Annotated in this window: 25 protein-coding genes, 1 pseudogene and 1 riboswitch; of the genes and pseudogenes, 20 read left to right on the top strand and 6 right to left on the bottom strand. The window is 37.6% G+C overall.

Going from position 1 to position 23,957, the window contains the following annotated elements:
• The first annotated feature begins 141 nt into the window (after positions 1-141).
• From ERX27_RS09360 to ERX27_RS09325, 8 genes are all read left to right on the top strand, one after another.
• Positions 142-531 (top strand): integrase core domain-containing protein, encoded by a 390-nt coding sequence (locus ERX27_RS09360; RefSeq protein ID WP_243715887.1) that lies wholly within the window; start codon positions 142-144, stop codon positions 529-531.
• Between the two features lie 76 nt (positions 532-607).
• The gene (locus ERX27_RS09355) at positions 608-1,546 is read left to right on the top strand and encodes a hypothetical protein (RefSeq protein WP_133432573.1); all 939 of its coding nucleotides are present in this window, start codon (positions 608-610) and stop codon (positions 1,544-1,546) included.
• A 56-nt stretch (positions 1,547-1,602) separates the two neighbouring features.
• Positions 1,603-2,796, top strand: a complete 1,194-nt coding sequence (locus tag ERX27_RS09350; RefSeq protein WP_133432572.1) for an AlbA family DNA-binding domain-containing protein — start codon at positions 1,603-1,605, stop codon at positions 2,794-2,796.
• 33 nt (positions 2,797-2,829) lie between these two features.
• Complete coding sequence (locus ERX27_RS09345; RefSeq protein ID WP_133432571.1) at positions 2,830-3,153, top strand: GNAT family N-acetyltransferase; 324 nt, start codon at positions 2,830-2,832, stop codon at positions 3,151-3,153.
• 105 nt (positions 3,154-3,258) lie between these two features.
• On the top strand, positions 3,259-3,426 hold the full coding sequence (locus ERX27_RS09340; RefSeq protein ID WP_133432570.1) for an HIT domain-containing protein: 168 nt from the start codon (positions 3,259-3,261) through the stop codon (positions 3,424-3,426).
• A 150-nt stretch (positions 3,427-3,576) separates the two neighbouring features.
• Positions 3,577-3,879: an NUDIX domain-containing protein gene (locus ERX27_RS09335; protein WP_243715886.1), complete on the top strand. Its 303-nt coding sequence runs from the start codon at positions 3,577-3,579 to the stop codon at positions 3,877-3,879.
• 10 nt (positions 3,880-3,889) lie between these two features.
• Positions 3,890-4,471: an NUDIX hydrolase gene (locus ERX27_RS09330; RefSeq protein WP_133432569.1), complete on the top strand. Its 582-nt coding sequence runs from the start codon at positions 3,890-3,892 to the stop codon at positions 4,469-4,471.
• A gap of 37 nt (positions 4,472-4,508) precedes the next feature.
• Positions 4,509-5,057 (top strand): histidine phosphatase family protein, encoded by a 549-nt coding sequence (locus ERX27_RS09325; protein ID WP_133432568.1) that lies wholly within the window; start codon positions 4,509-4,511, stop codon positions 5,055-5,057.
• A gap of 20 nt (positions 5,058-5,077) precedes the next feature.
• Here ERX27_RS09325 and ERX27_RS09320 read toward each other — a convergent pair whose 3' ends face one another.
• Both ERX27_RS09320 and ERX27_RS09315 read right to left on the bottom strand, forming a co-directional pair.
• Positions 5,078-5,596, bottom strand: a complete 519-nt coding sequence (locus tag ERX27_RS09320) for a tunicamycin resistance protein (protein WP_133432567.1) — start codon at positions 5,594-5,596, stop codon at positions 5,078-5,080.
• Positions 5,593-6,153 (bottom strand): histidine phosphatase family protein, encoded by a 561-nt coding sequence (locus tag ERX27_RS09315; RefSeq protein ID WP_133432566.1) that lies wholly within the window; start codon positions 6,151-6,153, stop codon positions 5,593-5,595. The genes ERX27_RS09320 and ERX27_RS09315 overlap by 4 nt, the downstream gene beginning before the upstream one ends.
• A gap of 258 nt (positions 6,154-6,411) precedes the next feature.
• Here ERX27_RS09315 and ERX27_RS09310 point away from each other — a divergent pair.
• A pseudogene (locus ERX27_RS09310) lies at positions 6,412-6,699 on the top strand (transposase); the annotation flags it as partial.
• A 240-nt stretch (positions 6,700-6,939) separates the two neighbouring features.
• Here the strand turns inward: ERX27_RS09310 and ERX27_RS09305 are convergent.
• Positions 6,940-7,539, bottom strand: a complete 600-nt coding sequence (locus ERX27_RS09305) for an SCO family protein (protein ID WP_133432564.1) — start codon at positions 7,537-7,539, stop codon at positions 6,940-6,942.
• A gap of 96 nt (positions 7,540-7,635) precedes the next feature.
• Here ERX27_RS09305 and ERX27_RS09300 point away from each other — a divergent pair, with 96 nt between their 5' ends.
• The 3 genes from ERX27_RS09300 to ERX27_RS09290 all read left to right on the top strand — a co-directional run bounded on the left by ERX27_RS09300 (position 7,636) and on the right by ERX27_RS09290 (position 11,263).
• On the top strand, positions 7,636-7,992 hold the full coding sequence (locus ERX27_RS09300; RefSeq protein WP_133432563.1) for an ArsR/SmtB family transcription factor: 357 nt from the start codon (positions 7,636-7,638) through the stop codon (positions 7,990-7,992).
• Positions 7,989-10,079: a heavy metal translocating P-type ATPase gene (locus tag ERX27_RS09295; RefSeq protein WP_133432562.1), complete on the top strand. Its 2,091-nt coding sequence runs from the start codon at positions 7,989-7,991 to the stop codon at positions 10,077-10,079. Before ERX27_RS09300 ends, ERX27_RS09295 begins: the two co-directional genes overlap by 4 nt.
• A gap of 290 nt (positions 10,080-10,369) precedes the next feature.
• Positions 10,370-11,263: an Abi family protein gene (locus ERX27_RS09290; protein ID WP_133432561.1), complete on the top strand. Its 894-nt coding sequence runs from the start codon at positions 10,370-10,372 to the stop codon at positions 11,261-11,263.
• Positions 11,264-11,555: 292 nt separating this feature from the next.
• On the opposite strand, the gene ERX27_RS09285 is transcribed toward ERX27_RS09290, so the two are convergent.
• Positions 11,556-12,659, bottom strand: coding sequence for an IS30 family transposase (locus ERX27_RS09285; protein WP_133432560.1), 1,104 nt, complete (start codon positions 12,657-12,659; stop codon positions 11,556-11,558).
• Between the two features lie 450 nt (positions 12,660-13,109).
• Between ERX27_RS09285 and tenA the strand changes: the two genes are divergently transcribed.
• The 6 genes from tenA to arcD all read left to right on the top strand — a co-directional run bounded on the left by tenA (position 13,110) and on the right by arcD (position 20,137).
• Positions 13,110-13,802 carry a thiaminase II gene (gene tenA, locus ERX27_RS09280; RefSeq protein ID WP_133432559.1) on the top strand — a complete coding sequence of 231 codons (693 nt, stop codon included), beginning with the start codon at positions 13,110-13,112 and terminating at the stop codon, positions 13,800-13,802.
• Positions 13,803-13,961: 159 nt separating this feature from the next.
• Entirely contained in the window at positions 13,962-15,137 is a 1,176-nt protein-coding gene (locus ERX27_RS09275; protein WP_133432558.1) for a M20 family metallopeptidase, read from the top strand.
• A gap of 255 nt (positions 15,138-15,392) precedes the next feature.
• A riboswitch (SAM riboswitch) is annotated at positions 15,393-15,495 on the top strand.
• Positions 15,496-15,563: 68 nt separating this feature from the next.
• On the top strand, positions 15,564-16,721 hold the full coding sequence (locus tag ERX27_RS09270) for an aminotransferase class I/II-fold pyridoxal phosphate-dependent enzyme (RefSeq protein WP_165983143.1): 1,158 nt from the start codon (positions 15,564-15,566) through the stop codon (positions 16,719-16,721).
• Positions 16,722-16,823: 102 nt separating this feature from the next.
• A complete protein-coding gene (locus ERX27_RS09265) occupies positions 16,824-18,083 on the top strand; it encodes a Y-family DNA polymerase (RefSeq protein WP_133432556.1) in 1,260 nt (419 codons plus the stop codon).
• Between the two features lie 74 nt (positions 18,084-18,157).
• Entirely contained in the window at positions 18,158-18,571 is a 414-nt protein-coding gene (locus ERX27_RS09260) for a DUF2188 domain-containing protein (RefSeq protein ID WP_133432575.1), read from the top strand.
• A 147-nt stretch (positions 18,572-18,718) separates the two neighbouring features.
• Entirely contained in the window at positions 18,719-20,137 is a 1,419-nt protein-coding gene (arcD, locus tag ERX27_RS09255; RefSeq protein WP_133432555.1) for an arginine-ornithine antiporter, read from the top strand.
• Between the two features lie 39 nt (positions 20,138-20,176).
• Here arcD and ERX27_RS09250 read toward each other — a convergent pair whose 3' ends face one another.
• Complete coding sequence (locus tag ERX27_RS09250; RefSeq protein WP_133432554.1) at positions 20,177-21,058, bottom strand: RluA family pseudouridine synthase; 882 nt, start codon at positions 21,056-21,058, stop codon at positions 20,177-20,179.
• A gap of 186 nt (positions 21,059-21,244) precedes the next feature.
• Between ERX27_RS09250 and ERX27_RS09245 the strand changes: the two genes are divergently transcribed.
• Positions 21,245-22,054, top strand: a complete 810-nt coding sequence (locus tag ERX27_RS09245; RefSeq protein ID WP_133432553.1) for an alpha/beta fold hydrolase — start codon at positions 21,245-21,247, stop codon at positions 22,052-22,054.
• Positions 22,055-22,219: 165 nt separating this feature from the next.
• Entirely contained in the window at positions 22,220-23,578 is a 1,359-nt protein-coding gene (brnQ, locus tag ERX27_RS09240; protein ID WP_133432552.1) for a branched-chain amino acid transport system II carrier protein, read from the top strand.
• 31 nt (positions 23,579-23,609) lie between these two features.
• Here brnQ and ERX27_RS09235 read toward each other — a convergent pair whose 3' ends face one another.
• The gene (locus ERX27_RS09235) at positions 23,610-23,852 is read right to left on the bottom strand and encodes a hypothetical protein (RefSeq protein ID WP_133432551.1); all 243 of its coding nucleotides are present in this window, start codon (positions 23,850-23,852) and stop codon (positions 23,610-23,612) included.
• Positions 23,853-23,957 lie beyond the last annotated feature (105 nt).

Here is a 23,957-nt window from a genome sequence, read left to right as displayed (position 1 = left end):
TGACCATCTGTAATTTGAATTCTGGACTGAAACTTCTTCTTTCACGTGACATAAATAAATCGCCTACTTTCTTAGATTAACAATATCTATTCACATAGAAATTGTCCAACTAAGTGTAGACGATTCAAATTGTTGGCTACAGTGGCAGGACCCAGTAAAGATAGTCGTCTTGTTTCAGCAGCTCTTAGTACTATCAGACATGATTTAAGAGAGGTACAGATGTTCCATACAGACAGAGGCAAAGAGTTTGATAATCATCTTATTGATGAAGTGCTTGATACCTTCGGTATCCAGAGATCGCTAAGTATGAAAGGATGCCCATACGATAATGCAGTAGCTGAAACTACGTTTAAAGCGATGAAGACTGAATTTATCAATCAATATAACTTTCAATCTATTGATCATTTGAATATTGAACTTTTTGATTATGTGAACTGGTATAACAATGTCAGGCCGCACGGCGCATTAAATTATCTAACACCAAGGGAATATAAAGAAATATTCTATAAAAACTGTCCAATATTATGTTGACAGACCAAAAGCAAAGTTATTTGAAAAATGGTCGTATTTTGATGAAGAGAAAAAAGAAGATATCTATAAGATTTATATGAATTTGAAGATTCCTGAAAAAGTAGGACGATATCATAAACTGATTGTGAAGCATCGTGATTACGAGAGAGAAGAGAAAAGATTAAAGAAAGAGGCAGATCGGAATCCGCATAGATATAGTGTCTATATGAATAGAGATAAGCCAGTTGTGTTAAATACGTGGCACATTTCTGACACTACACTTCCGAAGTACTACTTAATCTGTGACACCTTATTTAAAGCTTTAGAGGAAGCTGGATGCTCCATTGCAGTAGATAAAGAAAGAATTTTAGTTAATATAAAGACTGATCAAGAGGTGACCGATATATTTGATAAGAGTAATATCGGTCATACTGTATATGCAGACCAGTTCACTATTGCACTGCATTTCAGGGATAAGAATATCCGTACCAAGAATGCTGAAGGTAAGTACCCATCTCATATTGATGAGCCAACGGGTTATTTTAGGTGTGAAGTCACGGGTCGTTATCCTTGGGATGATAGAAATTATGGCATCGAGAAAACATTTCAGGGGAAGTATGAGGTGGATGAGCTCATAAAACTGATATTTTCCCGAATCTTTGAATTGGCTAAACTCTTGCATGAAGCTAAGATTGAACATGATAAAGAAGTGGCAGAAAGAAAGAGAAAAGAAGCTGAATTAGAGAGGCTTAAAAAGAACAGGGAGCGTGAGTTCCAAGCAATTAAGGAGCTCATTTATGAATACAAGATGGATAAAGAACTGCATGCGCTCACTGAATTTATAAAACGTAAGAAAGTACCTAAAGCTACTATGGAAGAAGTACTGTGGTACAAGAAGACATTAAAATGGTTAGAAAACGAAAATCACATTGAGAATGGTTTAAACGAATACCAACATGAGGATTTAATTAAGTACTTGCTCGATGAAACCTTTACTAAAGATATCAAATTTAATGATAATAGTTATAGATGGTGATGAATTATTCGTTCTTGAAATTATGCCTATAAAAAATATAAGGGGTGATTTTTACTATGAGTGAGAACTTATTTATTGAAGAAATTAAAGAATTAATTGAGTTAAGGTACGAGGGTAGTTATTGGGATTATAAGCTGGAGCATCATTCGAAAGAAAATAATCATAAGTTGTTGCACGACATTATCTGTCTAGCAAATAATATGGAAAATCGGGATGCATATCTTATCATTGGAGTTTCAGATGATGGAGAATTAGTTGGTTTTAACAATGAGAGTTTCAGAAGAAATCAGCAGCAACTAAATGATTATGTACGAACTAAGAAGTGGGAAGGATATGGGGCTCCTGATATTAAACTTCAAACGATAACTATTGACGATGTTGAAATAGATATTATTATAATTCCAAAATCAACTCATGTTCCTTTTACACTTGCTGAAGATGTTAAGCCAAAAGGACAAGGTAACGTTTATTTACGGAGCCGTACTATTTATACCAGAAATCAAGATAGCAATACTTCTCACAAAGGTGCTGCCTCAATTACAGAGGTTGAGAATCTAATGAAATATCGTTTAGGCTTATTGCCCGATCCGATAGAAAGAATTAGACGATATTTAAATGACGTAAATAACTGGAAGTTAATGAATTCTAATGCAGATGGCATGTCGTGGTACTACCTATTGCATCCGGAATTTACAGTTGAAATGATAGATGAATATGAAGCAGAAAACTCAATGCCTCTTAATTTCTCTTTTGTCCATATGAACGGAAGGAGTTCTATGTTAAGGGTAAATGTCAAATTTCACTCAACGGTTTTGTACTGGGATTATGCTAGATATATTGATGAAGCAAGAGGAATTGTAATATATCCGAGCGATTCAGCATTAAATGTTTTTAAATTTGGTGGACAATTTACTAATCGTTTTAATTACTATATTAGGGATTCGATAAAATTACAGCTTAGCTTATTTTTAATGAAGCTACAGAATTTGGATAGCGAAGGATGGTTGTGGGAAAGACATCTTTCCTATATACCTGTTTTTACAGATGAAGACGAAGTGAAGTTAATGAAATTTCTGATTAATCAAAACCCTGAACAAGCTAAGTCAGATGTTATCCGTTACAAAGAAGAAGTGAGTCTAGCCGGCTATAATACGGGTTTAACTGATGAAGAATATAAATTTGTAAAACAAGATTTAGCGACTAATTTAATGGTTATCGAAAAGTTAAAACAATACAGAATGAATGTGTAAGTCTTAAAATATGACATTAGAGGTGTGATAAATATGTCAGTAATGGAAACGGAACGGTTAATTCTACGTGAATTGAGAATAGAAGATAAAGATGATTTAGCTAAGGTATTCTCTGATCCTGAATCCATGCAATACTATGATCATCCATTTAGTAAAGAAGAAGTAGAGAATTGGATTGATGATGAAAATTCAGATATGCTGCAATTTGACAACATGTTTGATAGAGCAATTACAGGCACCAATAACTGGAATCATTATGGTGTAGTACTTGATGTAGGAGAAGCTGCTGATTCTATTCATTTTGGAGTTCTTTTGATAGGACAGGGAAAGGTATGGGTTGATCAGTTCTCAATATAAGAAGTTGATTATTCGATAGCTTCTACAGATACATTAAAAAAAGAAAATAATTTACCTAAAAGTCCAATTAACCTCGATTTTGAAGAGAATTGATTGTAATTTTCTGTGGATTTATTGAACGCAAATGGTGTAGCGGCAGATCAGTCAGTGTCTCATTTTCATATCCATCTGATTCCGAGAAAAAATAATGATGGAATAGATGCTTGGCCGAACTTTATAGGGACAAAAGAGGATATTGACATTTTATATAAAAAGTTGCGGATAGAGGAGTGAGTATGATGGATTATGTGAAATACATACGTGAAATGGTCGGTCATAAACCGATTATTCTAGCAGGCTCTTCAGTTTTAATTATCAATAGTGAGAATCAAGTTCTTTTGCAGTTACGAAAAGATAATAATCTTTGGACTTCCTGGAGGGGCCATGAATTTGGGAGAATCATTTGAAGATGTCGCAAAACGTGAAGTACTTGAAGAGACTGGATTGGTGGTTAAGGATTTGAAACTACTTGAATTATTTTCTGGAGATAAGTTACATTACACCTATCCAAATGGAGATGAAGCTTATTCTGTAATAGCTCTTTATGAATCAAAGAGCTTTGAGGGGATTCTTATACCAGAACAATCTGAAACGGAAGAACTTAGATTCTTCGATATGACTGATTTGCCAAAGAATATAGCGCCACCTAAGATTGTTCACGAGTTTTTATTAAATCATTATAGCTGAGGTAGTTTTTATGAGTGAACGACTAAATATTTATTATAAGAATAGAAAATTTAAAGGGACAAGTGAAAGATCACATGTTCATCAATGGGGAGAGTGGCATGAAACTTTCCAATGCATATTTACGCAAGGTGATGACATATTTCTGCAGAAGAGAAGTATGCATGTCAAAGATTATAAAGGTATGGTCGACGTGACAGTAGGTGGACATTTATTGAGTACAGAGACAGTGGAAGATGGTGTGCGTGAGATTGAAGAAGAAATGGGTCTTAATGTATCTTTTGAAAGGCTAATCTTTCTTTGCACAATTCCTGAAGAACTCACAACTCCTGAAATGATTGATAAAGAATTTATTAATATCTATACGCTCGAAATTTTAGCAGAGGAGCTTAAAAAGATTAAACATGACGCTGAGGTTGAAGCCTTAATAAAAGTAAATAAGAAGGATTTCTATAATTTTTGCTTAAATCATTCTAAAAGCTGTTCAGGCTATCAAATATCTGATGAGGAAGAAATATTATTTACCAGAGATGATTTTCTCCCTTATAGCAGTACATATTTTGAGTGTTTGGGTGCATTGTTAAACAGACGATAAAAAAGCATTTAATTAATAGTTAAAAAGAGGAGGATTTATGAAAGTATATCTTCTGCGACATGGACAAGATACATTAAACAAAAGAGGCGGATGGTCTAATGAACCTTTAACTTCAAGTGGTGTAGAACAAATTAAAAAGGCGGCTCATCTACTTGGAGATGTAAAGTTTAATGCTGTATTAAGTAGTGATTTACTAAGAGCAGTTGAAACTACTGCTATATTAAGAAGTATATTAAATTTAGATAAAGTCACTTATTGTAGAGAACTTCGAGAAGTGAATAATGGATTATTAGCTGGAATGGATAATAAGGTTGCAGAAGAAAGATTTCCAGATCTTTATTGGAATACTTTGAAATGGGATGAAAAATATCCGGAAGGTGAGAGTCCTAAAGAATTTTATGAAAGAATCAAGCAATATTGGACCAGAATTATTAAAGATAATGATAATGAAGAGTCTATCGTAATTGTGGCACATTCAGGTGTATTCGAAGTTATCCAAAATCTCGTACATAGGACTGAATACAGCAATAAAAAACAAAGATATAAAATAAAGACAGGAGAATTTGGAGTCATAGAAATTGAATAAATATGACTAAGATAATCTTCTCAATTAATTTCTATGAGGATAGATGAAACGATTTCATCAATTTCTTTATTGCTAGTATCAATCACTTGATATATGAGTGTATTATTAAAAGCTTTTAGACATCTCTCTATTTGTTGATGAGGCCATGAATCTATATTATCACCACGTTTTATCAATCTACTTTCAAGAGTTTTTCTGTCTGCTGCTAATAAGAAGTTTTTAATAGCAGCAGAATCAATGTCTTTAGTTATTTCATAGAAATAATCTTCATTTGTTATAGTCATAGGAATAATAATGATACCTGTATATTGCTGGAGAAGTTTATTTATCATCATACGATTAATCATGCGCCATTCATAATGGTCTTGAAAATCTGAATACTTGATATCATCAGGTATAACATGATTGATATAACCTTCTGCAACTTCAGGATCGAAAAGGAAAGAGTGGGGTATAATTTTTACTAGTGTCTCTGCTGCTGTTGTTTTACCTACCTCAAAAGCACCATTTAACCAAATGATTCTTGTTTTATTTATCATTTCGGTACTCCCTCAGAAAAATTTAAGTTCTTCAGTTCCTTGCTTCCAACCTCATAGCTATACAAATCCGGCATTTTCATTTGTTTCCACTCTTCAAAACCAAATTCTCCATCTGTCAGGTGATGGAATAGTACCGCAAATGCTGTTCCATGTCCACAGATAATGACATCACTATTTAGTTCTTGTTCAAGTTTTTGATAAGAATCTAATAGACGTTCTCCCACCTCATCTAAAGATTCTCCATTCTGACGTTTATAATTAAAATCTTTCCACTGCTGTTCAGCAAATATAGGAAAATCATCTATCCAAGCACCGATTTTTCTTTCGTGAAATTCATCTATAATATTGATGGATAAATCTAAAGATAAAGCAGTAGGTTCAATAGTATCAATAGTGCGTTTGTACGGGCTGCTGTAAATAGTCTGAATATTTTTATCACTAAAGAAGTACTTTAGCTGATCAGCATCTCTGAGGCCCTTATCAGTTAGTGGAGCTGTTTCATCGGTTTGAATGCTTGTATCCCTCTTTGCATGTCTAACGAAATAAACTATACACATTCAATAACCCCATTTCATTAACATTGTTCCTTAGGAAACATTATATTGATTATAATATTATTTAAGCTATACAGAAACTATAAACCGCTGTTTGAAACGATACGCTCAGGCCTACCATAAATAAAACTAAGTATATGCAAAATGAATGTATTTAAATAAATTAGTTTAGGATTCCTTTGAGAGAGTCGTATCATAAGTGATGCGGTTATATTCTAGTTGATTCTCTTATAATATGTCCAATGAAGTGTAGACGATTCAGAGTTTGATAATCATCTTATTGATGAAGTGCTTGATACCTTTGGTATCCAGAGATCGCTAAGTATGAAAGGATGCCCATACGATAATGCAGTAGCTGAAACTACGTTTAAAGCGATGAAGACTGAATTTATCAATCAATATAACTTTCAATCTACTGATCATTTGAATATTGAACTTTTTGATTATGTGAACTGGTATAACAATGTCAGGCCGCACGGCGCATTAAATTATCTAACACCAAGGGAATATAAAGAAATATTCTATAAAAACTGTCCAATATTATGTTGACAGACCAAGTAAGCAATCTGTAAGATACTACCATGTTTCTCATCCTTTCTATTAGTGTTTGTTATTTTATTTTCCAAACATTATAGTAAAAAGTAAACCATATCAATTGCGACAACATAAGTAATCAGTATAAGTAATACAAAGGTTATCATTAAACAGAGATTATTATTATAGTTACAATTATGTAATAAAATATATTGATAGTATTAGTAAGGTAATTAATGGATTTATGAACAAAAATTACTTTATTGGCCCTTTGTCAACTAATGTTTGTACATCTTCCACTATTTCATTTTTAGGAAACTTTTCTTCTCCAGTATCTTTACCGATATAATCTTTTATTATTTTTCTATTTTGATCGATTAAGTAAAATGAAGTACCATGAGTTGCTTGGTTGGTTCCTATTGTTGGAGCAGCAACTATTGTTTTAAAATTTTCAACTGCAAAATCAGCTATATCTTTTGGTTTATAACCTGTTACAAGCTTCCATTTCCCTCCTGTTTGATCTAAATCTTTCACATAAGCTTTCAACTTATTCGGAGAATCTACTTTTGGATCGACACTCATACTAAGAACTCCATAATTTTTTATTCCTTTTTTCTCAAGCTCTTCTGTAACATCACTCATATTTTTAGTCATAGGTGGACATACTGTCTCACAATTGGTAAATATAAAATCTACAAGCCATACTTTTCCCTGCATATCTTTAGTATTAAATATTTTTCCATTCTCATCAGTTGCTTTAAATTCTGATAATGTATTGCCATAGCCTTCTTGTATTTTTAAATTTCCACACCCAGCTAGCACACTTAAAAGTAGTAATAAAATAAATTTTTTCATATTAATTATTTCTCCTTATTCAAATATATAATTGATTATTATCCCTTATTATAATATACTACATTCAACTAATAAATTGAATAAGGAGTTGTTAATATGAATTCATATAAATGTGATGTCATTTGTCATAATAAAGAACAGGTCGACAGAGTGAAGAAACACTTAAATCAATTGCCTTTGGAGAAAGTAACTTCCTTTCTAAAAGTGATTGCTGACGACAATCGTTCAAAAATTGTAAGTGCTTTATGTACAGAAGAAGAGTTATGTGTGTGTGATATAGCTTGTATTCTAGAAATTTCCATTGCTAATGCCTCAAGTCATTTAAGAAAGCTTCATAAAAAAGGAGTTGTGAAAACTAGAAAAGAAGGAAAACTTGTTCACTATAGTCTTGATGATCAACACGTCAGACAAATCATGGAAATGACCATTGAACATATGGAGGAAATCGCATGAATACGAATAATGAGAGAAAATCCTATCGTATACAAAATCTTTCTTGTTCAAGTTGTGCAAAGACATATGAAGCTAATTTAAAAGCTTTACCAAATGTGGTCGATGCAGAAGTTAATCATACGGCTGCGAAGATTTACATCACTGGAGATGCGACGATTGCGGAGATGGAAAAAGCCGGCGCATTCGATAATGTTAAAGTGAGAGATATCAGTGAACGCAAAATCGAAAAAGAAAGTTTCTGGAAGAAGAAAGAGAATTATCCTGTCTACGTGGCTGCTGTCATCGTTCTTATCAGCCTGATTCTTTCCTTTAATTTAGGAGAGAAGCATATTCTGCCGACAATCGGTTATCTGGTGGCAATCATCATAGGAGGATATTCTCTTTTCATCACCGGATTTAAAAACTTGATTCGATTGAAATTTGATATGAATACATTGATGACGATTGCGGTTATCGGTGCAGCCTTAATCGGAGAATGGCAGGAAGGAGCGACTGTTGTCATCCTGTTTGCGATAAGTGAAGCATTGGAGCGCTATTCAATGGATAAAGCGAGACAATCTATCAATATTCTGATGGATGTTTCACCATCAGAGGCATTGATTCGAATAGATGGTGCTGAACAGACAATGAATGTCACAGATATTCGAATCGGTGATATCATGATCGTCAAACCTGGTAAGAAAGTGGCAATGGACGGTATTGTTATTAAAGGTCATTCTACAATCAATCAGGCTGCTATAACTGGGGAAAGTGTACCGGTAGCCAAAGGTATAAATGATGAAGTTTTTGCAGGAACTTTAAACGAAGAAGGGCTTATTGAAGTCAAGGTCACAAAACTAGTAGAAGATACGACGATTTCTAAGATCATACATCTGGTTGAGGAAGCACAGGCAGAACGTGCTCCTTCTCAGGCATTCGTCGATAAATTTGCTAAATACTATACGCCTGCCATTATGATAATCGCTGTATTAGTCATGCTGATTCCCCCGTTATTGCTGAATGGTTCATGGCATGATTGGTTGTACCAAGGTCTTGCCGTATTAATTATTGGATGTCCATGTGCCCTTGTCGTTTCTACACCCGTTGCAATAGTTACTGCTATTGGTAATGCAGCACGTCAAGGCGTCCTAATCAAAGGTGGAATACACCTCGAAGAAGCTGGTCATATTGATACGATTGCTTTTGATAAGACTGGTACATTGACGGAGGGGATTCCTGTAGTCACAGATATCTTCCCTGATGATAATGATTCACTTATCAAAGCAGCTGCACTTGAAAATGGTTCGCAGCATCCTCTGGCGTCAGCTATCGTTCGTAAAGCAGAGGAAGAGCAGTTATCCTATCAAGCTGTAACAGTTGAAAACTTCCAGTCGATTACAGGTAAAGGTGTGAAGGGCGACATCGAGGGTAAGACATATTATATAGGTAGCCCGTCCTTATTTGAGTCGCTTGGATTCGGTGGCGATGAGAGAATCGAAACGTTACAGACAGATGGTAAGACAGTGATGTTATTCGGTAGTGATAAAATTGAACTAATCATTGCAGTAGCCGATGGGCTAAGACCTGAGGTGACAGCCGTTCTCAAAGAGTTGAAGCAGATGAAACTTAACACGATGATGTTGACAGGTGATAATGAAAGAACAGGTCAAGCTATCGGAAGACGTACAGGATTGACATTAGTCCATGCTAACTTGCTACCTGAAGATAAACTAAATATCATACGTGAAACAAGGAAACAGCATAAAATTGCGATGATTGGTGATGGAGTTAATGATGCTCCGGCGCTTGCAGCAGCTGATATTGGAATTGCGATGGGAGGATCAGGCACAGATACTGCGTTAGAAACTGCTGATATTGCATTGATGTCAGATGACTTGAAGAAACTTCCCTATACTATTAGGTTAAGTAAAAAGACATTAAAAATTATTAAACAGAATATTGCTTTTTCTCTGATTATTAAACTAATTGCTTTACTACTTGTCATACCTGGTTGGTTAACATTATGGATTGCCATCTTCTCAGATATTGGGGCTACTTTGATTGTCACGCTAAATAGTATGCGCTTGATTAGGCTCAAAAATAAATAATATACTCCCTGTATTAAAAATCAAAAAATTATAATTAGAAATGAATTAGCTATCATACCATATTATGAAGATGGAAGTGTATTCATAATTAATAGTGGCTATCAAAGAAATAATGTTAAACAGGAAGAAATAGAATAATATATAATGCCAATTCTCTTATAAAAAGAATTGGCATTTATAATAATTAACCTCACTCTTAACCGATACGCTGAAAGTTATCATAAATAGAACATACGTTCGTTTGTTTATGTTATAATGAATTTAATACAAAATTCATTAGGTGATGATTAATGAAAAACAAGCTAACTATCGTAGCACAAATCCAGAAGTTAAAGGACAAAGGAATATATTTCAATATTATTAACGAAGAAGATGCACAAAACATTCTGCTAGATAAAACTTATCTTTTTAAACTATTCTATTTTCGGAAAAGTTTTATGAAAAATATAGATGGCAGCTATAATGTAGAATTTGCTTGTTTATCGGACTTAGCATCTATTGATATGGAAATGAGATATACATTACTACAACTAACATTAGATATAGAGCATTCTTTAAAGGTTATATTAAACAAATATTTAAGTATGACCCCAAATGAAGATGGATATAATATAATTGATCAATTTATAGATAAAACAAATATTACTAAGAGAGATATTTTTAAATATAAAATGAATAAAAACGAAGTTTATCCAGAATGGAAAAAGTTTTATCAAGCCACTCCTTATTGGGTAGCTTTTGAAATTATGAGTTTTTATCATTTTGAAAGATTCGTAACTTTTTATTATGAAGTCTCTAAAAATAGGAGATTAAAGTTGGCTAGTAATCAGTTGGTATTAGTAAGGAATATCAGAAATAGTTGCGCACATAATTCTGTAATTAATGTTCCATTATTTGATGATACTAATGTTACTCCAGAATTAAATAGTTATTTTAGTTTGCATAAAATTGACATACACTATAAACAATCTAAACCTTTTATTGATATTGCAACGTTATTAATGATTCATAATAAGTATTGTAATCAATCAATAAAAAATAGAGCTTCTAGTAATCTTCAAAGATTATTAGAAAGGTTATTGTTAAATAGAGATTATTATAATAATTACGATTATATAATAAAATATGTTGATAGTATAAGTATGGTTGTTAATCACTATATTAAATTAAACACTTGCGAATAGATTGAATATCTATTATTATAGTGAATAAGGAATAAGGGAAGCCCTACCTTGCTGCGTCTAACCACGCGGATAGAGGCGAAAGACATGTCATTTTGGCATGTCTTTTTTGAATACTATAAATTAATCGCACTTCTAAATGATACGCTGAAGCTTACCATAAATGATGAAGTTTTTGATAAGGTTCCCCCTATCAATGATATTGTTAAAAATTCAATAATTTTATAAATACCTTCTACTTAATATTAAAAAACACATTCTAAATTGCAATTACAAGTTAGCCACTCTGACAAATCTAGTTCATATAGAATCCTAGGGATTCACTCAGTATGTTCTCTTTAATTAGTTCTTTCAAAAACACTTCCATCGCTGACTGTCCATTTAGTATCTTGCGTGGATATCTGTTCATCCATTCCTGGATTTTATGGACGTTAGAAGCTGTTACAGTTGAAATGGGGATACCTTTAGGAATATGCTGGCGAATAAATCTGTGCTGATTTTCTTTCGTCCCTCTTTCCCAGGAGGCATAGGGGTGATTGAAGTAGACCTCTGATAATCCCCTCAGGCATTCAGAAAGATCGCTGAATTCAGGTCCGTTATCTGATGTAATGGACTTGAATATTTTAGGGAAAGCATCTCCTGTTTCTTTTATCAGATGACGTAGTGCATTGACTACATGGCAACTTTGTTTACCATCAATCTTTAAGATAAGGTCATACCGGCTTTTTCTCTCAACCATGGTGAGGAGAACCTGATCTTCGGCAGACTTCTGACCGACTACAGTATCTATCTCCCAGTGTCCGAAGGTCGTACGTGTATCTACTGCACGAGGACGTAGTTCGATGGACTGTCCCAGTAATTTTTTATCGATGCGAGTAAAGCCTGCCGGCTTCTTATTCTTAAGCTTCAATTTCATCAGAAGATTGATATTACGCGTCTTTATCAGCTTTCTGTCAATCGAGTTATAGAGTGTCTTTATACAGGGGATGAATCTTTCTGGAAAGAGCTCAGCTTTCTTAGCCATCATAATAACGGAAGCCGGAGACATCCCCTCATGTATCATCAGATTATCCGCCCATTCAACAAAGGGATTATCTGTAACGGGAAGAGGACGACGTCCTGACTTGATACGATTTTCAAAGTATCTATCCTGGGCAAAATCAGGTGAATAGACGCACTTGTAGTAAGTGTAAGTCTTATTGTTATGCACCTGCCGGCTCTTTTGTGTGTACGTGCCACGCTTTATCTCATTATTAATGGTCTGTGGCGCTCTACCGAGCTTTCCAGCTATTTGTCTGTTTGAATATCCTTCACTGATCAACGTCTGTATGATGATCCGTTCATCTCTAGAAAGGTGTTTGCCCTTAACGGTTTTCGTGTTACCATTGATATGCGTCATACGAATTCATTCCTTTATTGTCGGTGTGAGAACTACAATATTAACATGAACTCGTCATGGCGTATTTTTTTATAAACAATTAATGTATCCTCTACCTTAGGTGGCTAACTTGATTGTATAACTTGCCAGATAAAGAAAATTTAATTTATTAATAACGAAACTGCTGTGGCAACGCAAACAGAAAATTTTTACTATAAATTAATTTTCATTTCAAGCAATACAATTAGACTTACGTACGATAAATGATAATAAAAGAATCTAATAGTAATAGTCTATAGTTTGCATAAGCATACAAGTTTTAAAGAAATGTACTGAAATCTTTTGTGTTGTTTCACAAGAAACACTGCCCTCAAAAAGCAACGTAATAAATATAATCATGACAATTAGTTGTATTTTCTAACCTTTTGACTTTTACTGATAACTTATCTATCGTTGAAGTGTATGTAAAGGATGGGGAGGAGTGAAGATAAAGTGTTTACAGAACGTTTATTTGAGAGAGTGGAACCGATCTGGAATTCTTATTTAGAGCATCCTTTTGTTAAAGGTCTGGGTGATGGGACATTAGACCTTGAGAAATTCAAACACTGGCTGAAGCAGGATTATATTTATTTAATTGAATATGCGAGATTGTTTGCAGTCGGTGCCTCGAAGGCCACTGATCTTGCTATGATGACGACTTTCGGCGAACTGCTGCACGGCACATTGGCGACGGAGATGGCCTTACACCGTTCTTATGCAGCGCAGTTCGGTATAACACAAGAAGAGCTTGAGGCGGTGCAAGCGGCTGAAGTGACGGAATCTTATACCAGCTATATGCTGAAGATGGCTCATCAGGGTGGCGTTGAATATACGATAGCAGCAGTGCTTGCCTGTACGTGGAGCTATCACTATATTGGTGAGCACCTTGCAGCATCAAACAACAATCCTGGTGTGTATCAGGAATGGGTGGATATGTATCATTCACCTGAATTCACTGAACTGAAGGATGACTGTATCCGGCTGATGAATGAAGCTGCTGAAGGTAAGAGTGAGGCAGAATTAAAAGTGTTGGAAGAGATTGTCGTAAAGACCAGCTATTATGAATATCTGTTCTGGGACATGGCTGAGAACATCTCGAACTGGCCCTGTAAGGAGACAGTGTAATTGTCGCAACTCTGCAAGGACATGACCCTGACGCTCCAAAACTGGTTCTGAATGGTCGCAGAATCAGTGATATGAAAGGCAGTTAAAGAGCGTATGTTTACAAAAAATAAAGAAGGGGACATTATTGAAATAAAATGATTTCGTAAGGAGTGAATAGGCGTGTACAATCAGTTAATCAAAACACTTGAAAGTAAAGAAGAACAAATGATTGCCATCAGACGTCATTTACATGAAAATCCAGAATTATCTTTCGAAGAAAAAGAAACGCCGAAATATATTGCGGATTTCTACGAAGGAAAAGATGCTGAAGTCGAGACAAATGTCGGCGCGAATGGGGTTAAAGTGACTATTGACTCTGGTAAACCAGGTAAAACAATTGCGATTCGTGCAGATTTTGATGCATTGCCAATCGAAGAAGAAACCGGTCTGCCTTATACATCTAAAAATAAAGGTGTCATGCACGCGTGTGGTCACGACGCGCACACAGCTTATATGCTGATACTTGCAGATACATTGATCGAAATGAAAGATAGCTTCAGCGGTAAGATTGTCGTTATTCATCAGCCAGCTGAAGAAGTTCCGCCAGGTGGGGCACAGACAATGATTAAGGACGGCGTACTTGAGGGCGTTGATAACGTGATCGGTGTCCACGTCATGAGTACGATGGAAACAGGTAAAATGTACTATTATCCTGGGTTTGTGCAGACGGGACGTGCCTTCTTCAAACTGAAGATCAAAGGTAAAGGTGGTCACGGCTCATCTCCGCATATGGCGAATGATGCAATTGTAGCAGGGAGCGCTTTCGTCACTGCTGTGCAGACAGTCGTATCAAGAAGACTCAGCCCGTTTGAAACAGGTGTTGTGACTATTGGTTCATTCGATGGGAAAGGCCCGTTTAATGTGATCAAAGATGCTGTTGAACTTGAAGGAGACGTCCGTGGATTGACTGAAGAGACAAAAGCAACTATCGAAAAAGAAATTAAACGTCTCTCATCAGGGCTTGAAGCCATGTACGGTGTCACATGTGAATTGGAATATAATGATGACTACCCAGCGCTATATAATGATCCAGCATTCACAGAGTATGTGGTCAATGCCATTAAAGATCACTCTGATGTACAAATTGAGCAGACAGAACCACAACCCCCGTCAGAAGACTTTGCATACTATGCTAAAGAACTTCCAAGTACCTTTATTTACTCAGGCGCAGCACCAGAAGACGGGGAAATCTTCCCGCACCATCATCCTAAATTCAACATCAGTGAAAAATCGATGATGGTTGCAGCTAAAGCAGTAGGCACAGCTGTATTAACTTATCTGAACGATGAAAAATAATGAATATCGAGCAAGGAAAGACTATGGTTGTCTTCTTTTTATGCAAATGATTATTGATGATTAATCAAGCTAGTAGTCAAAAGAAAAGTATGGCACAGCTGATAATGATCGTCATTTTCTGGCAGATTATTAAGCTGCAGGCGCCTCGACTGGAAAAGGAAACTGAACTTCACTTATAAAGAGACAGTGTTGGAGCGGAAACCGGTTTGACAACCTCCTGTTTTAATACTATATTGATAACAATCATTTAAATATGTCTTATCCAGAGAGATGGAGGGAACTGGCCCTATGAAGTCTCAGCAACAGGCTCTATGAGCACTGTGCTAAATCCATCAAGCAGAAGCTTGGCAGATAAGTGATTTTCTAACGTCATTACTGCTGAAGTAATGACGTTTTTAATTTTTAATGACAAGAAGGAGAGAGAGCATGCGTTCTAGATTACTGGATTCGATACCCGAAAGTTATTTCGGCAAGACGATGGGCAGAAAGCTCGAAATCGGGACTAAACCCCTCATTAATACAGCAGTCGGTATACCTGACCAGAAAGTACCGGCAGAAGTGCTGGAAGCAATTCAGTCAGCAGTGCAGGAGCCTGCTAATAATAAATATGGCGTGTTCCGGGGCAAGGAAGTCCTAAAAGAAGCGATTCAGCAATTCTATCTGGAGACTTATGGTGTTGAGCTGGATAAAGACGAGGAAATCTGTATTCTTTATGGGACGAAGAATGGACTGGTCAACCTGCCTCTTTGTGTCATTGAACCGGGAGAAGGTGTATTACTGCCGAACCCAGGTTACACGGACTATCTTGCAGGTGTGAAGCTTGCACGTGGTACAGTTTATGAGCTGCCACTACTGCCGGCCAATCGTTACTGGCCGGATTTTGATGCACTTGATTCCGCGGTATTAGACAAGACTCGACTCATCTATCTCAATTATCCAAGCAATCCGACAGGAGCGGTCGCGACACGTGCAGGGTTCGATGAGATTATCGAGCGCTTCAGAGGGACGAAGATACAGATTGTGCATGACTTTGCCTATGCAGCGTTCGGATTCGACGCTAAAAATCCAAGTATCCTGCAGTCAGAAGGTGCAAAAGAAGTGGCAGTGGAAATTTATTCACTCTCTAAAGGCTTTAATATGTCAGGGGTGCGGATTGGTTTTGCGGTAGGTAATAAGGATATCGTCGGCGCACTCAATTATTATCAGGACCATACACAAGTCGGGATGTGGGGGGTCGTCCAGGAAGCAGCGGTCAGTGCACTGGCACTGGGAGAACCTTTCCTAGAGACGCAGAACGCCATCTTCAGAAAGCGTAGAGATAAAGTGACAAGCTTCCTGACTGAGGCAGGTATTCCGTTTGAGCCGATGCAGGGCGGTATTTTCCTATGGCTTAAAATCCCGGATGGTTATAACAGCGAAGCATATGTAGATGACCTGCTGAAGAAACAGTCTATATTGACGACACCGGGCTTGCCATTTGGTTCAAATGGTGATCAGTATATTCGGATTTCTCTTGCTATCAGTGATGAGGAGATAGAGGAACTGCTGAATAGACTTGCCGAAACAAAAGCGCTCTATCACTAAAGCCGTTTTAAGTGAATTATTTTATTAAAGTAAGAGTCCTTCTCACTACTTTACACGAACGTATGTTCTCGTATACACTTGATATATAAATGAGGTGGGAGAATGTATGACTATTATCAATGTAGTTCTCGTGATGTACTTTGTGTTGACCTTAAAAGCTTCTTTGCATCGGTCTCGTGTATCGAAAAAGGACTGAATCCGCTGACGACTAAACTCGCTGTTGTCGGAGATACGAAACGTCAAGGTTCTGTTGTACTGGCTGCAACACCGCCTTTAAAAACATTAGGTATAAAAACTGGATCAAGATTATTTGAAATTCCGCATCGTTCAGATATTTATATCATTAACCCCTCTATGCTTAAATATATTCAAGTATCGAGCGAGATTTCAGCGATTGCGCTGCAATATGTAGCGCCCGAAGATTTCCATCAGTATAGTATCGACGAATTCTTTATGGATATCACGGATTCCTATCATCTGTTTGCCCGGTCACCTTATCAGATGGCACGTATACTGCAGCAGGAAATCTACAATCAGACGCAGATTGTCAGCACGATAGGTATCGGCTCAAACCCTCTGCTTGCCAAGCTGTCCATGGACTTAGAAGCAAAACGGACGACAGAAGGTGTCGCTGAATGGCGTTATCACGATGTCCCCCGTAAACTGTGGGATATCGAACCACTGACTGAGATGTGGGGCATTAATAATCGGACGGAGAAGAAGCTGAACAAGAAAGGCATCTTCAGTATCGGTGATCTAGCCCATTATCCAGTTGAATATTTAAAGCGTGACTTCGGTATTATCGGCGTCGATCTGCACTTGCATGCCAATGGAATAGATGAAAGTGTGATTCGCAAACCGCATGTCATCAAAGGCAAATCATACGGTAAGTCACAGATTCTAATGCGAGATTACCAGTTTCATGAACTGAAGACGGTCATCAGTGAACAGATAGATGAGGTGTTTTACCGCGTCAGAGAGAAGAATCTGTATCCGACGACGATTGCCTTTACTGTAGGCTATGCAGATGGCGGGGGAATCCATAAACAGTTCACTAAGAAGGATTATTTCACAGCGACTATGCAGGTTGTTAGTTTAATCTGGCGGCACTTAGAAGAATATGCAGAGATAAACCGCCTTTTCAGGACAGTAAGTGTTTCTTTCAGCAATCTGCGTGACAGTCGAATCAGACAGATGAGTCTCTTTGAAGCACCGGAAGATATGAAACGGGAGATTGTAGAAAACTACCTTGACCAGCTCCGTCGTAAGTACGGTAAAGAAATCGTCATACGAGCGTCGTCCTTAACGAATAGTGGCACCATTAAACTGCGAAAAGGGCTCGTCGCCGGTCATAAAGGTTAAGTTTTTCATTAACAGAAGATTAATATCTCCTCAAAAGGGTTATGGAAAGAGTAACAATTGAAATGGGAGTGATGATGATGTGGACAATGAATGACTACCCGAACAGCTGGAAGAACTTTGATGAACTTGAACGGAAGAAGGCCATCGATATCGGAAATGCGATGCTGACAGATGGCTATAAGGAAGAAGATTTGATTCCTATTGCGACAAAACAGGCGAAAGACTGGTATAAAGCGGCCTCAACAGAAGAATTGCATGAACTGAAGAACAAGAAAATCACGCAGCACAAAAAAGATGATTCAGCACATCCAGAGCTGATGGACAAGGACGTTGAAGTCTACTTTGAAGATAATAAGTGGCACGTGAAGACACAGGGTGCTCAACGCGCAGATTCAACGCATGATACAAAACAGGAAGCGGCAAAGCGTGCTAAAGAAATTGCTGATAACAAAGATGTGAAAGTCATTCAGCATCAAAAAAATGATTGATAGATACCTCCAATCTACTGATTGGGGGTATCTATTTGAATTTTAATGCTATTTGGCCGTTTAAATGGGTAAAGGTAGAAGTCGATAAAAATTTTTACTCATAAGAAGAGTAATAGGACTGTATTTGATTAATCGAGGTGGAGAGATTTGGGTAAAGCGAATGATAGGAAATTAAGTTTATTGGCGCTCGTTGCGATGGTGGTGGGAACGATGATCGGCGGTGGTGCTTTTAACCTGATCAGTGATATGGGTACTGAAGCAGGCGGACTAGCTATCCTCATCGGCTGGCTGATCACAGGAGTCGGCATGATAGCACTAGGGCTCAGCTTTCAGAATTTAACGAGTGTCAGACCGAAACTTGACGGCGGCATCTATAGTTACGCGCAAGCAGGTTTCGGTGATTATATGGGATTCAATTCTGCCTGGGGTTACTGGTTTAGTGCGTTACTCGGCAATGTTGCATACGGCACATTGCTGATGACAGCACTCGGTCATTTTCTGCCGATGTTTAAAGGTGGCAGTAATTTGCCCAGTATAATAGTAGCTTCGTTATTATTATGGTGTGTCTTTCTGCTCATTTCCAGAGGAGTCAAGAATGCAACGTTAATCAATATGATTGTGACCATCGCTAAAATGATTCCACTTTTCTTATTTTTAGTCGTACTGGTTATTGGCTTTAATTTCGATACATTTATGACAGGTTTTTATGGTATGACTGACCAAGGTCCGAAAAGTTTTGATTTTCAGGATATTATGGCTCAGGTCAAAAGTACAATGCTGGTGACGGTGTGGGCATTTCTTGGTGTGGAAGGTGCCGTTGTTTTTTCAAGCCGTGCGAAACAACGGCGTGATGTCGGAAAAGCGACGATTATCGGACTTCTCGGCGTTCTTATCATCTATATTATGATTACGGTTCTTGCGCAAGGGATTATTATCCAGAATCAGATAGGAGAACTCAGCAACCCGTCGATGGCAGGCGTCATGGAACAAGTTGTCGGTAAATGGGGAGCAGTCGTTATCAATATCGGCTTGATCATTTCTGTTATAGGGGCGTGGCTTGGCTGGTCATTGCTCGCAGCAGAAGTGCCCAATTTAGCTGCCAAAGATAATATCTTTCCGGCGTGGTTCGGTAAAGATAACCATAATCATGCACCTATCCACTCTATGCTGATAACAAGTCTAATTGTTCAGTTGTTTTTCATCACCTTACTCTTTACAGATAAAGCCTATAACTTTGCTTTCAGCCTGGCATCGTCAGCGGTACTGTTACCCTATGCATTTAGTGCATTCTATCAGCTGAAGTCCAGCAGACAGCATTCCCGTAAGCAGACTTTAATAGGAGCAGTGGCTTCCATCTATTCAATCTGGATCGTCTATGCAGCAGGGCTTGAATATCTCCTTTTGACGATGATTCTCTATTTCCCGGGTATATTTGTCTATCAGCATGTCCAGAAACTGCACGATAGACCGATTTCAAAAATGGATAAAATATTATTTGGGGTCATCACACTCTTAGCCTTAACCGGTGTCTATTTTATTATCAGCGGCAAAGTGTCGAACTTCTAAATAGAAAAGCAGCAGAAGATCATATTCTGCTGCTTTTCCTTATTTGAACTGTGTCAGGAATATCGGTGGTACAGGAGACTGAAAGCGCATCTTCTGATGAGTCACGGGATGGGTAAAAGCGAGAATATGTGCATGCAGACCGAGTCTTCTGAAGGGGTTAGTCGTCGCACCGTATTTCTTATCGCCGACGATAGGGTGACCTAATTCCTGCATATGGATTCGAATCTGATTTTTACGGCCAGTATCCAGATTGACTTTAAGCAGTGTCTGTTTACGACTTGTTTTAAAGACAGTATAATGAGTGATTGCTTTTTTGCCGTGCTGTTCATTCTGACTTGAACGCATCGTGAGTGTCTTATCTTCTGAAAGAAAGCTTGTGATGGTACCATTTTCAGAGACACGACCTTCAACCAGTGCCATATAAGTGCGTTCTGTCACAAGTTGTTTCCAGTTGTTCTGCAGAATCTGTTGCGCTTCAGGCGTCTTGGCATATACCATAACACCTGAAGTCTCACGGTCTAAACGGTGTACCACAAATATACGATTTCTAGGATGTGCCCGTTTTACGTATTCTGACAGTATATGATAAGCTGTTTTATCTTTTTCATTGTTTGTCGCAATCGATAATAAGCCTGCTTCTTTATCGATGACAATAAGGTCTGCATCTTCGTGGAGGATCTTCAAGCCTCGGAGCGAGGCTTGTTTGTTGGGCGCACTGAGACGAATTGCAACGATGTCGCCCGGTTCGAGAAACGCATTGAACTGGCTTACTGATACATCATTGACAAAGACCTGTCCTCTTGCGAGCACAGCTCTGACAGACTTCTTACTTCTATCAGGCATCCTCTCAAATAAAAATTTTAAGAGTTCATTCTTTTCATTCACGGTCCACTGTTCATTGTTTTCTTTTGTATTTTTCATCATAACTTCCTTCTTTATCTATTCATTCAAGCATAGCATAGGGTTGTATTATAATAAATGAATTTCATCAAGTGTTTGTTTGACTTTTATATGGGTGAAACATATTAGAGAATAATGAAGAGCGAGAATATGTATAAATAGCTGTTATAGGGTATTCATAGTAAAACAAATTAAAGGAGGACCCTTATGTTTCACGTAAAACAATTGATGATTAACGGTATTCAATATGAATTTGTCGATGAAGGAAGAGGCAAGCCTGTCTTATTGCTGCATGGTTTCCCTGATTCTAAGAAGCTATGGTATCAGATGATGCCGCAGTTGATCCAAAATGGTTATCGTGTCATAGCACCCGACTTAAGAGGGTATGGCAATACTGCACTCTCTGACAGCTATCGGATTGAGGACTCGGCAGCAGATATGTTTACGTTACTTGCACAATTAGATATTGCTCGGGCTCATGTCATTGGTCATGACTGGGGTGCATGCCTGGGATGGTATATGGCTGCAAACTATGAACCACAGGTGATCAGTTTTACAGCGCTGAGTGTCGGGCATCCGAGTGGTTACTTCCGCAGCGGAGGGCTTAAGCAGATGATGAAAGGGAGTTATATCGGTCTTTTTATCTTACCAGGCGTAGCTGAACAAGTGCTTGCAGCGGGTGATTATCAAGCACTGACGCTGATAGCAGAAAACGATAGAATGCATCAGCATTGGTATATGGATTTAATACGGCCTGGTCGTCTTTCTTCAGGACTAAACTGGTATCGCCATAATATAAAGACAATCATAGCTGGAATAGATGCTGTTAACGTGCCAGTTATGGGGATAATAGGGAATCAGGACCCTGCACTAACCACTGATCAGATGAAAGCATCTGCGAAGTATATCTATGCTTCTTTTCATTATCATGAAATAGAAGGCGGCCACTGGTTACCTGAAACACATGCAAATGAGTTAAATAGACTCATTCTGCCATTCCTATCGAATTATATGTAAGGATAAAAAATGAGCATTAAATTTAAAATTTTATTTAAATTTTCTGAATCTTATAATATAATGAGAAATACTTACATTAATACGTTAAAGGGAAAGAGATTTCAGGGGCAAATTCTTCTAGTCTATTAACGGGTTTAATGAATATTTAATATGGAGGATATTATTATGAAATCAAAACTCACCTTTAAAGAAAATATGTTTATCGGTTCGATGTTATTCGGATTGTTCTTTGGGGCAGGGAACCTGATTTTTCCGATTCATCTCGGACAGACAGCAGGATCGAATGTCTTTATCGCCAATCTTGGTTTCCTGATTACAGCGATTGGTTTACCTTTTCTAGGGATTATCGCAATCGGTATCTCAAAGACAAATGGTCTCTTCGACATTTCAAGTCGGGTCAATAAAACGTATGCCTATATCTTTACTATTCTGCTTTATCTGGTTATTGGTCCGTTCTTCGCCTTACCAAGACTGGCAACGACTTCTTTTGAGATTGCATTCGGCTCTTCGCTGCCTGAAGAATCAACGGGCTTATATTTAGCATTATTCAGCGGCTTATTCTTCATTGTGGCCTGGTTCTTTGCACGTCGTCCGTCGAAGATTCTGGATTATATCGGTAAATTTCTGAATCCGGTCTTTTTAGTATTACTCGGTTTACTGATTCTCCTGGCGCTGGTTCGTCCGATGGGAGGCATTCAAGATGCAGCTGTATCGGCTAACTATCAGGATTCTGTGCTGTTAAAAGGATTTATTGACGGCTATAATACACTGGATGCCCTGGCATCTCTTGCGTTCGGTATCATTATCGTGACAACCATCAAGAAACTCGGTATCACTGATCCAAAAATAATCGCCAAAGAAACGGTCAAGTCAGGACTTGTCACAGTGATGCTGATGGGTCTGATTTATACATTACTCGCTGTTATGGGAACGATGAGTCTAGGAAAGTTCGAAGTCAGTGACAATGGGGGTATCGCACTCGCACAGATTACGCAGTACTACTTAGGGGATTACGGTATCATCCTTCTATCTCTGATTATTATCATCGCCTGTCTGAAAACAGCGATCGGCTTAATCACGGCATTTTCTGAAACTTTTGTAGAACTATTTCCGAGTCAGAAATATATCATGTTCGCAACGGTGGTAAGTATCGTGTCATTTACTATTGCGAATGTCGGCTTGACGCAGATCATCGCTTACTCGTTGCCGGTACTGATGTTCCTGTATCCGCTTTCTATCGTGCTGATTCTGCTGACGCTCTTTAGTAGTCTATTTCATGATTCAAAAATCGTCTACCAGGCGACTATCTACCTCACGCTGATTGCCGCTCTGATTGATGGTATCAAAGCAAGCCCTGCTTTCCTGAGTCAGACAGCATTTGCAGAAAGTATAATTAACTTCGGCAACCATTATCTACCTTTCTTCTCGATTGGTATGGGCTGGGTGCTTCCTGCTATTATCGGTTTTGTCATCGGCTTTATTATCTACAAAACGCGTAAACCTGAACTGAAAAGCACTCTATAAAAAGAAGCCTGGAGAATCTCCAGACTTCTTTTTATAGTTCTTCTTCCTTTTGACTGATGAAAAATTCTTTAGTACTTGCATTAAAAGCAATCTTAGCACAATAGCTAGATGAACCAATCTCAACTCTATCATTTTGAAAATTGATAAGTGCGATTGTATCATAATCCTTATCCAGGATTGAAATCATCTCTTCGTTCGTCAGGATGCTATGGCCAGCCGGTACATCTAAATGAAATTTCCAGTCTCTGAATATCAGTTCTTTTGAATTGTTCACGACAATTCCCCCGTATAAAAGTATTCGAAATTCATACGAGACATGATTAAATAATTTTATAACGTTTGCTACACACCTTACTGTCAAACTTTATGTTACACTAAA

It is taken from the genome of Macrococcus brunensis (assembly GCF_004359615.1).
Lineage (GTDB): Bacteria > Bacillota > Bacilli > Staphylococcales > Staphylococcaceae > Macrococcus > Macrococcus brunensis.
This window is presented reverse-complemented; position numbering and strand designations above follow the sequence as displayed.

What these genes read in the sequence shown, in the direction of transcription:
- ERX27_RS09355 (WP_133432573.1), top strand. Translation starts at nt 608, where the DNA reads ATGAATTTGAAGATTCCTGAAAAAGTAGGACGATATCATAAACTGATT.
- ERX27_RS09350 (WP_133432572.1), top strand. Translation starts at nt 1,603, where the DNA reads ATGAGTGAGAACTTATTTATTGAAGAAATTAAAGAATTAATTGAGTTA.
- ERX27_RS09345 (WP_133432571.1), top strand. Translation starts at nt 2,830, where the DNA reads ATGTCAGTAATGGAAACGGAACGGTTAATTCTACGTGAATTGAGAATA.
- ERX27_RS09335 (WP_243715886.1), top strand. Translation starts at nt 3,577, where the DNA reads ATGAATTTGGGAGAATCATTTGAAGATGTCGCAAAACGTGAAGTACTT.
- ERX27_RS09330 (WP_133432569.1), top strand. Translation starts at nt 3,890, where the DNA reads ATGAGTGAACGACTAAATATTTATTATAAGAATAGAAAATTTAAAGGG.
- ERX27_RS09325 (WP_133432568.1), top strand. Translation starts at nt 4,509, where the DNA reads ATGAAAGTATATCTTCTGCGACATGGACAAGATACATTAAACAAAAGA.
- ERX27_RS09320 (WP_133432567.1), bottom strand. Translation starts at nt 5,596, where the DNA reads ATGATAAATAAAACAAGAATCATTTGGTTAAATGGTGCTTTTGAGGTA.
- ERX27_RS09315 (WP_133432566.1), bottom strand. Translation starts at nt 6,153, where the DNA reads ATGTGTATAGTTTATTTCGTTAGACATGCAAAGAGGGATACAAGCATT.
- ERX27_RS09305 (WP_133432564.1), bottom strand. Translation starts at nt 7,539, where the DNA reads ATGAAAAAATTTATTTTATTACTACTTTTAAGTGTGCTAGCTGGGTGT.
- ERX27_RS09300 (WP_133432563.1), top strand. Translation starts at nt 7,636, where the DNA reads ATGAATTCATATAAATGTGATGTCATTTGTCATAATAAAGAACAGGTC.
- ERX27_RS09295 (WP_133432562.1), top strand. Translation starts at nt 7,989, where the DNA reads ATGAATACGAATAATGAGAGAAAATCCTATCGTATACAAAATCTTTCT.
- ERX27_RS09290 (WP_133432561.1), top strand. Translation starts at nt 10,370, where the DNA reads ATGAAAAACAAGCTAACTATCGTAGCACAAATCCAGAAGTTAAAGGAC.
- ERX27_RS09285 (WP_133432560.1), bottom strand. Translation starts at nt 12,659, where the DNA reads ATGACGCATATCAATGGTAACACGAAAACCGTTAAGGGCAAACACCTT.
- tenA (WP_133432559.1), top strand. Translation starts at nt 13,110, where the DNA reads ATGGGGAGGAGTGAAGATAAAGTGTTTACAGAACGTTTATTTGAGAGA.
- ERX27_RS09270 (WP_165983143.1), top strand. Translation starts at nt 15,564, where the DNA reads ATGCGTTCTAGATTACTGGATTCGATACCCGAAAGTTATTTCGGCAAG.
- ERX27_RS09265 (WP_133432556.1), top strand. Translation starts at nt 16,824, where the DNA reads ATGTATGACTATTATCAATGTAGTTCTCGTGATGTACTTTGTGTTGAC.
- ERX27_RS09260 (WP_133432575.1), top strand. Translation starts at nt 18,158, where the DNA reads ATGATGTGGACAATGAATGACTACCCGAACAGCTGGAAGAACTTTGAT.
- ERX27_RS09250 (WP_133432554.1), bottom strand. Translation starts at nt 21,058, where the DNA reads ATGAAAAATACAAAAGAAAACAATGAACAGTGGACCGTGAATGAAAAG.
- ERX27_RS09245 (WP_133432553.1), top strand. Translation starts at nt 21,245, where the DNA reads ATGTTTCACGTAAAACAATTGATGATTAACGGTATTCAATATGAATTT.
- brnQ (WP_133432552.1), top strand. Translation starts at nt 22,220, where the DNA reads ATGAAATCAAAACTCACCTTTAAAGAAAATATGTTTATCGGTTCGATG.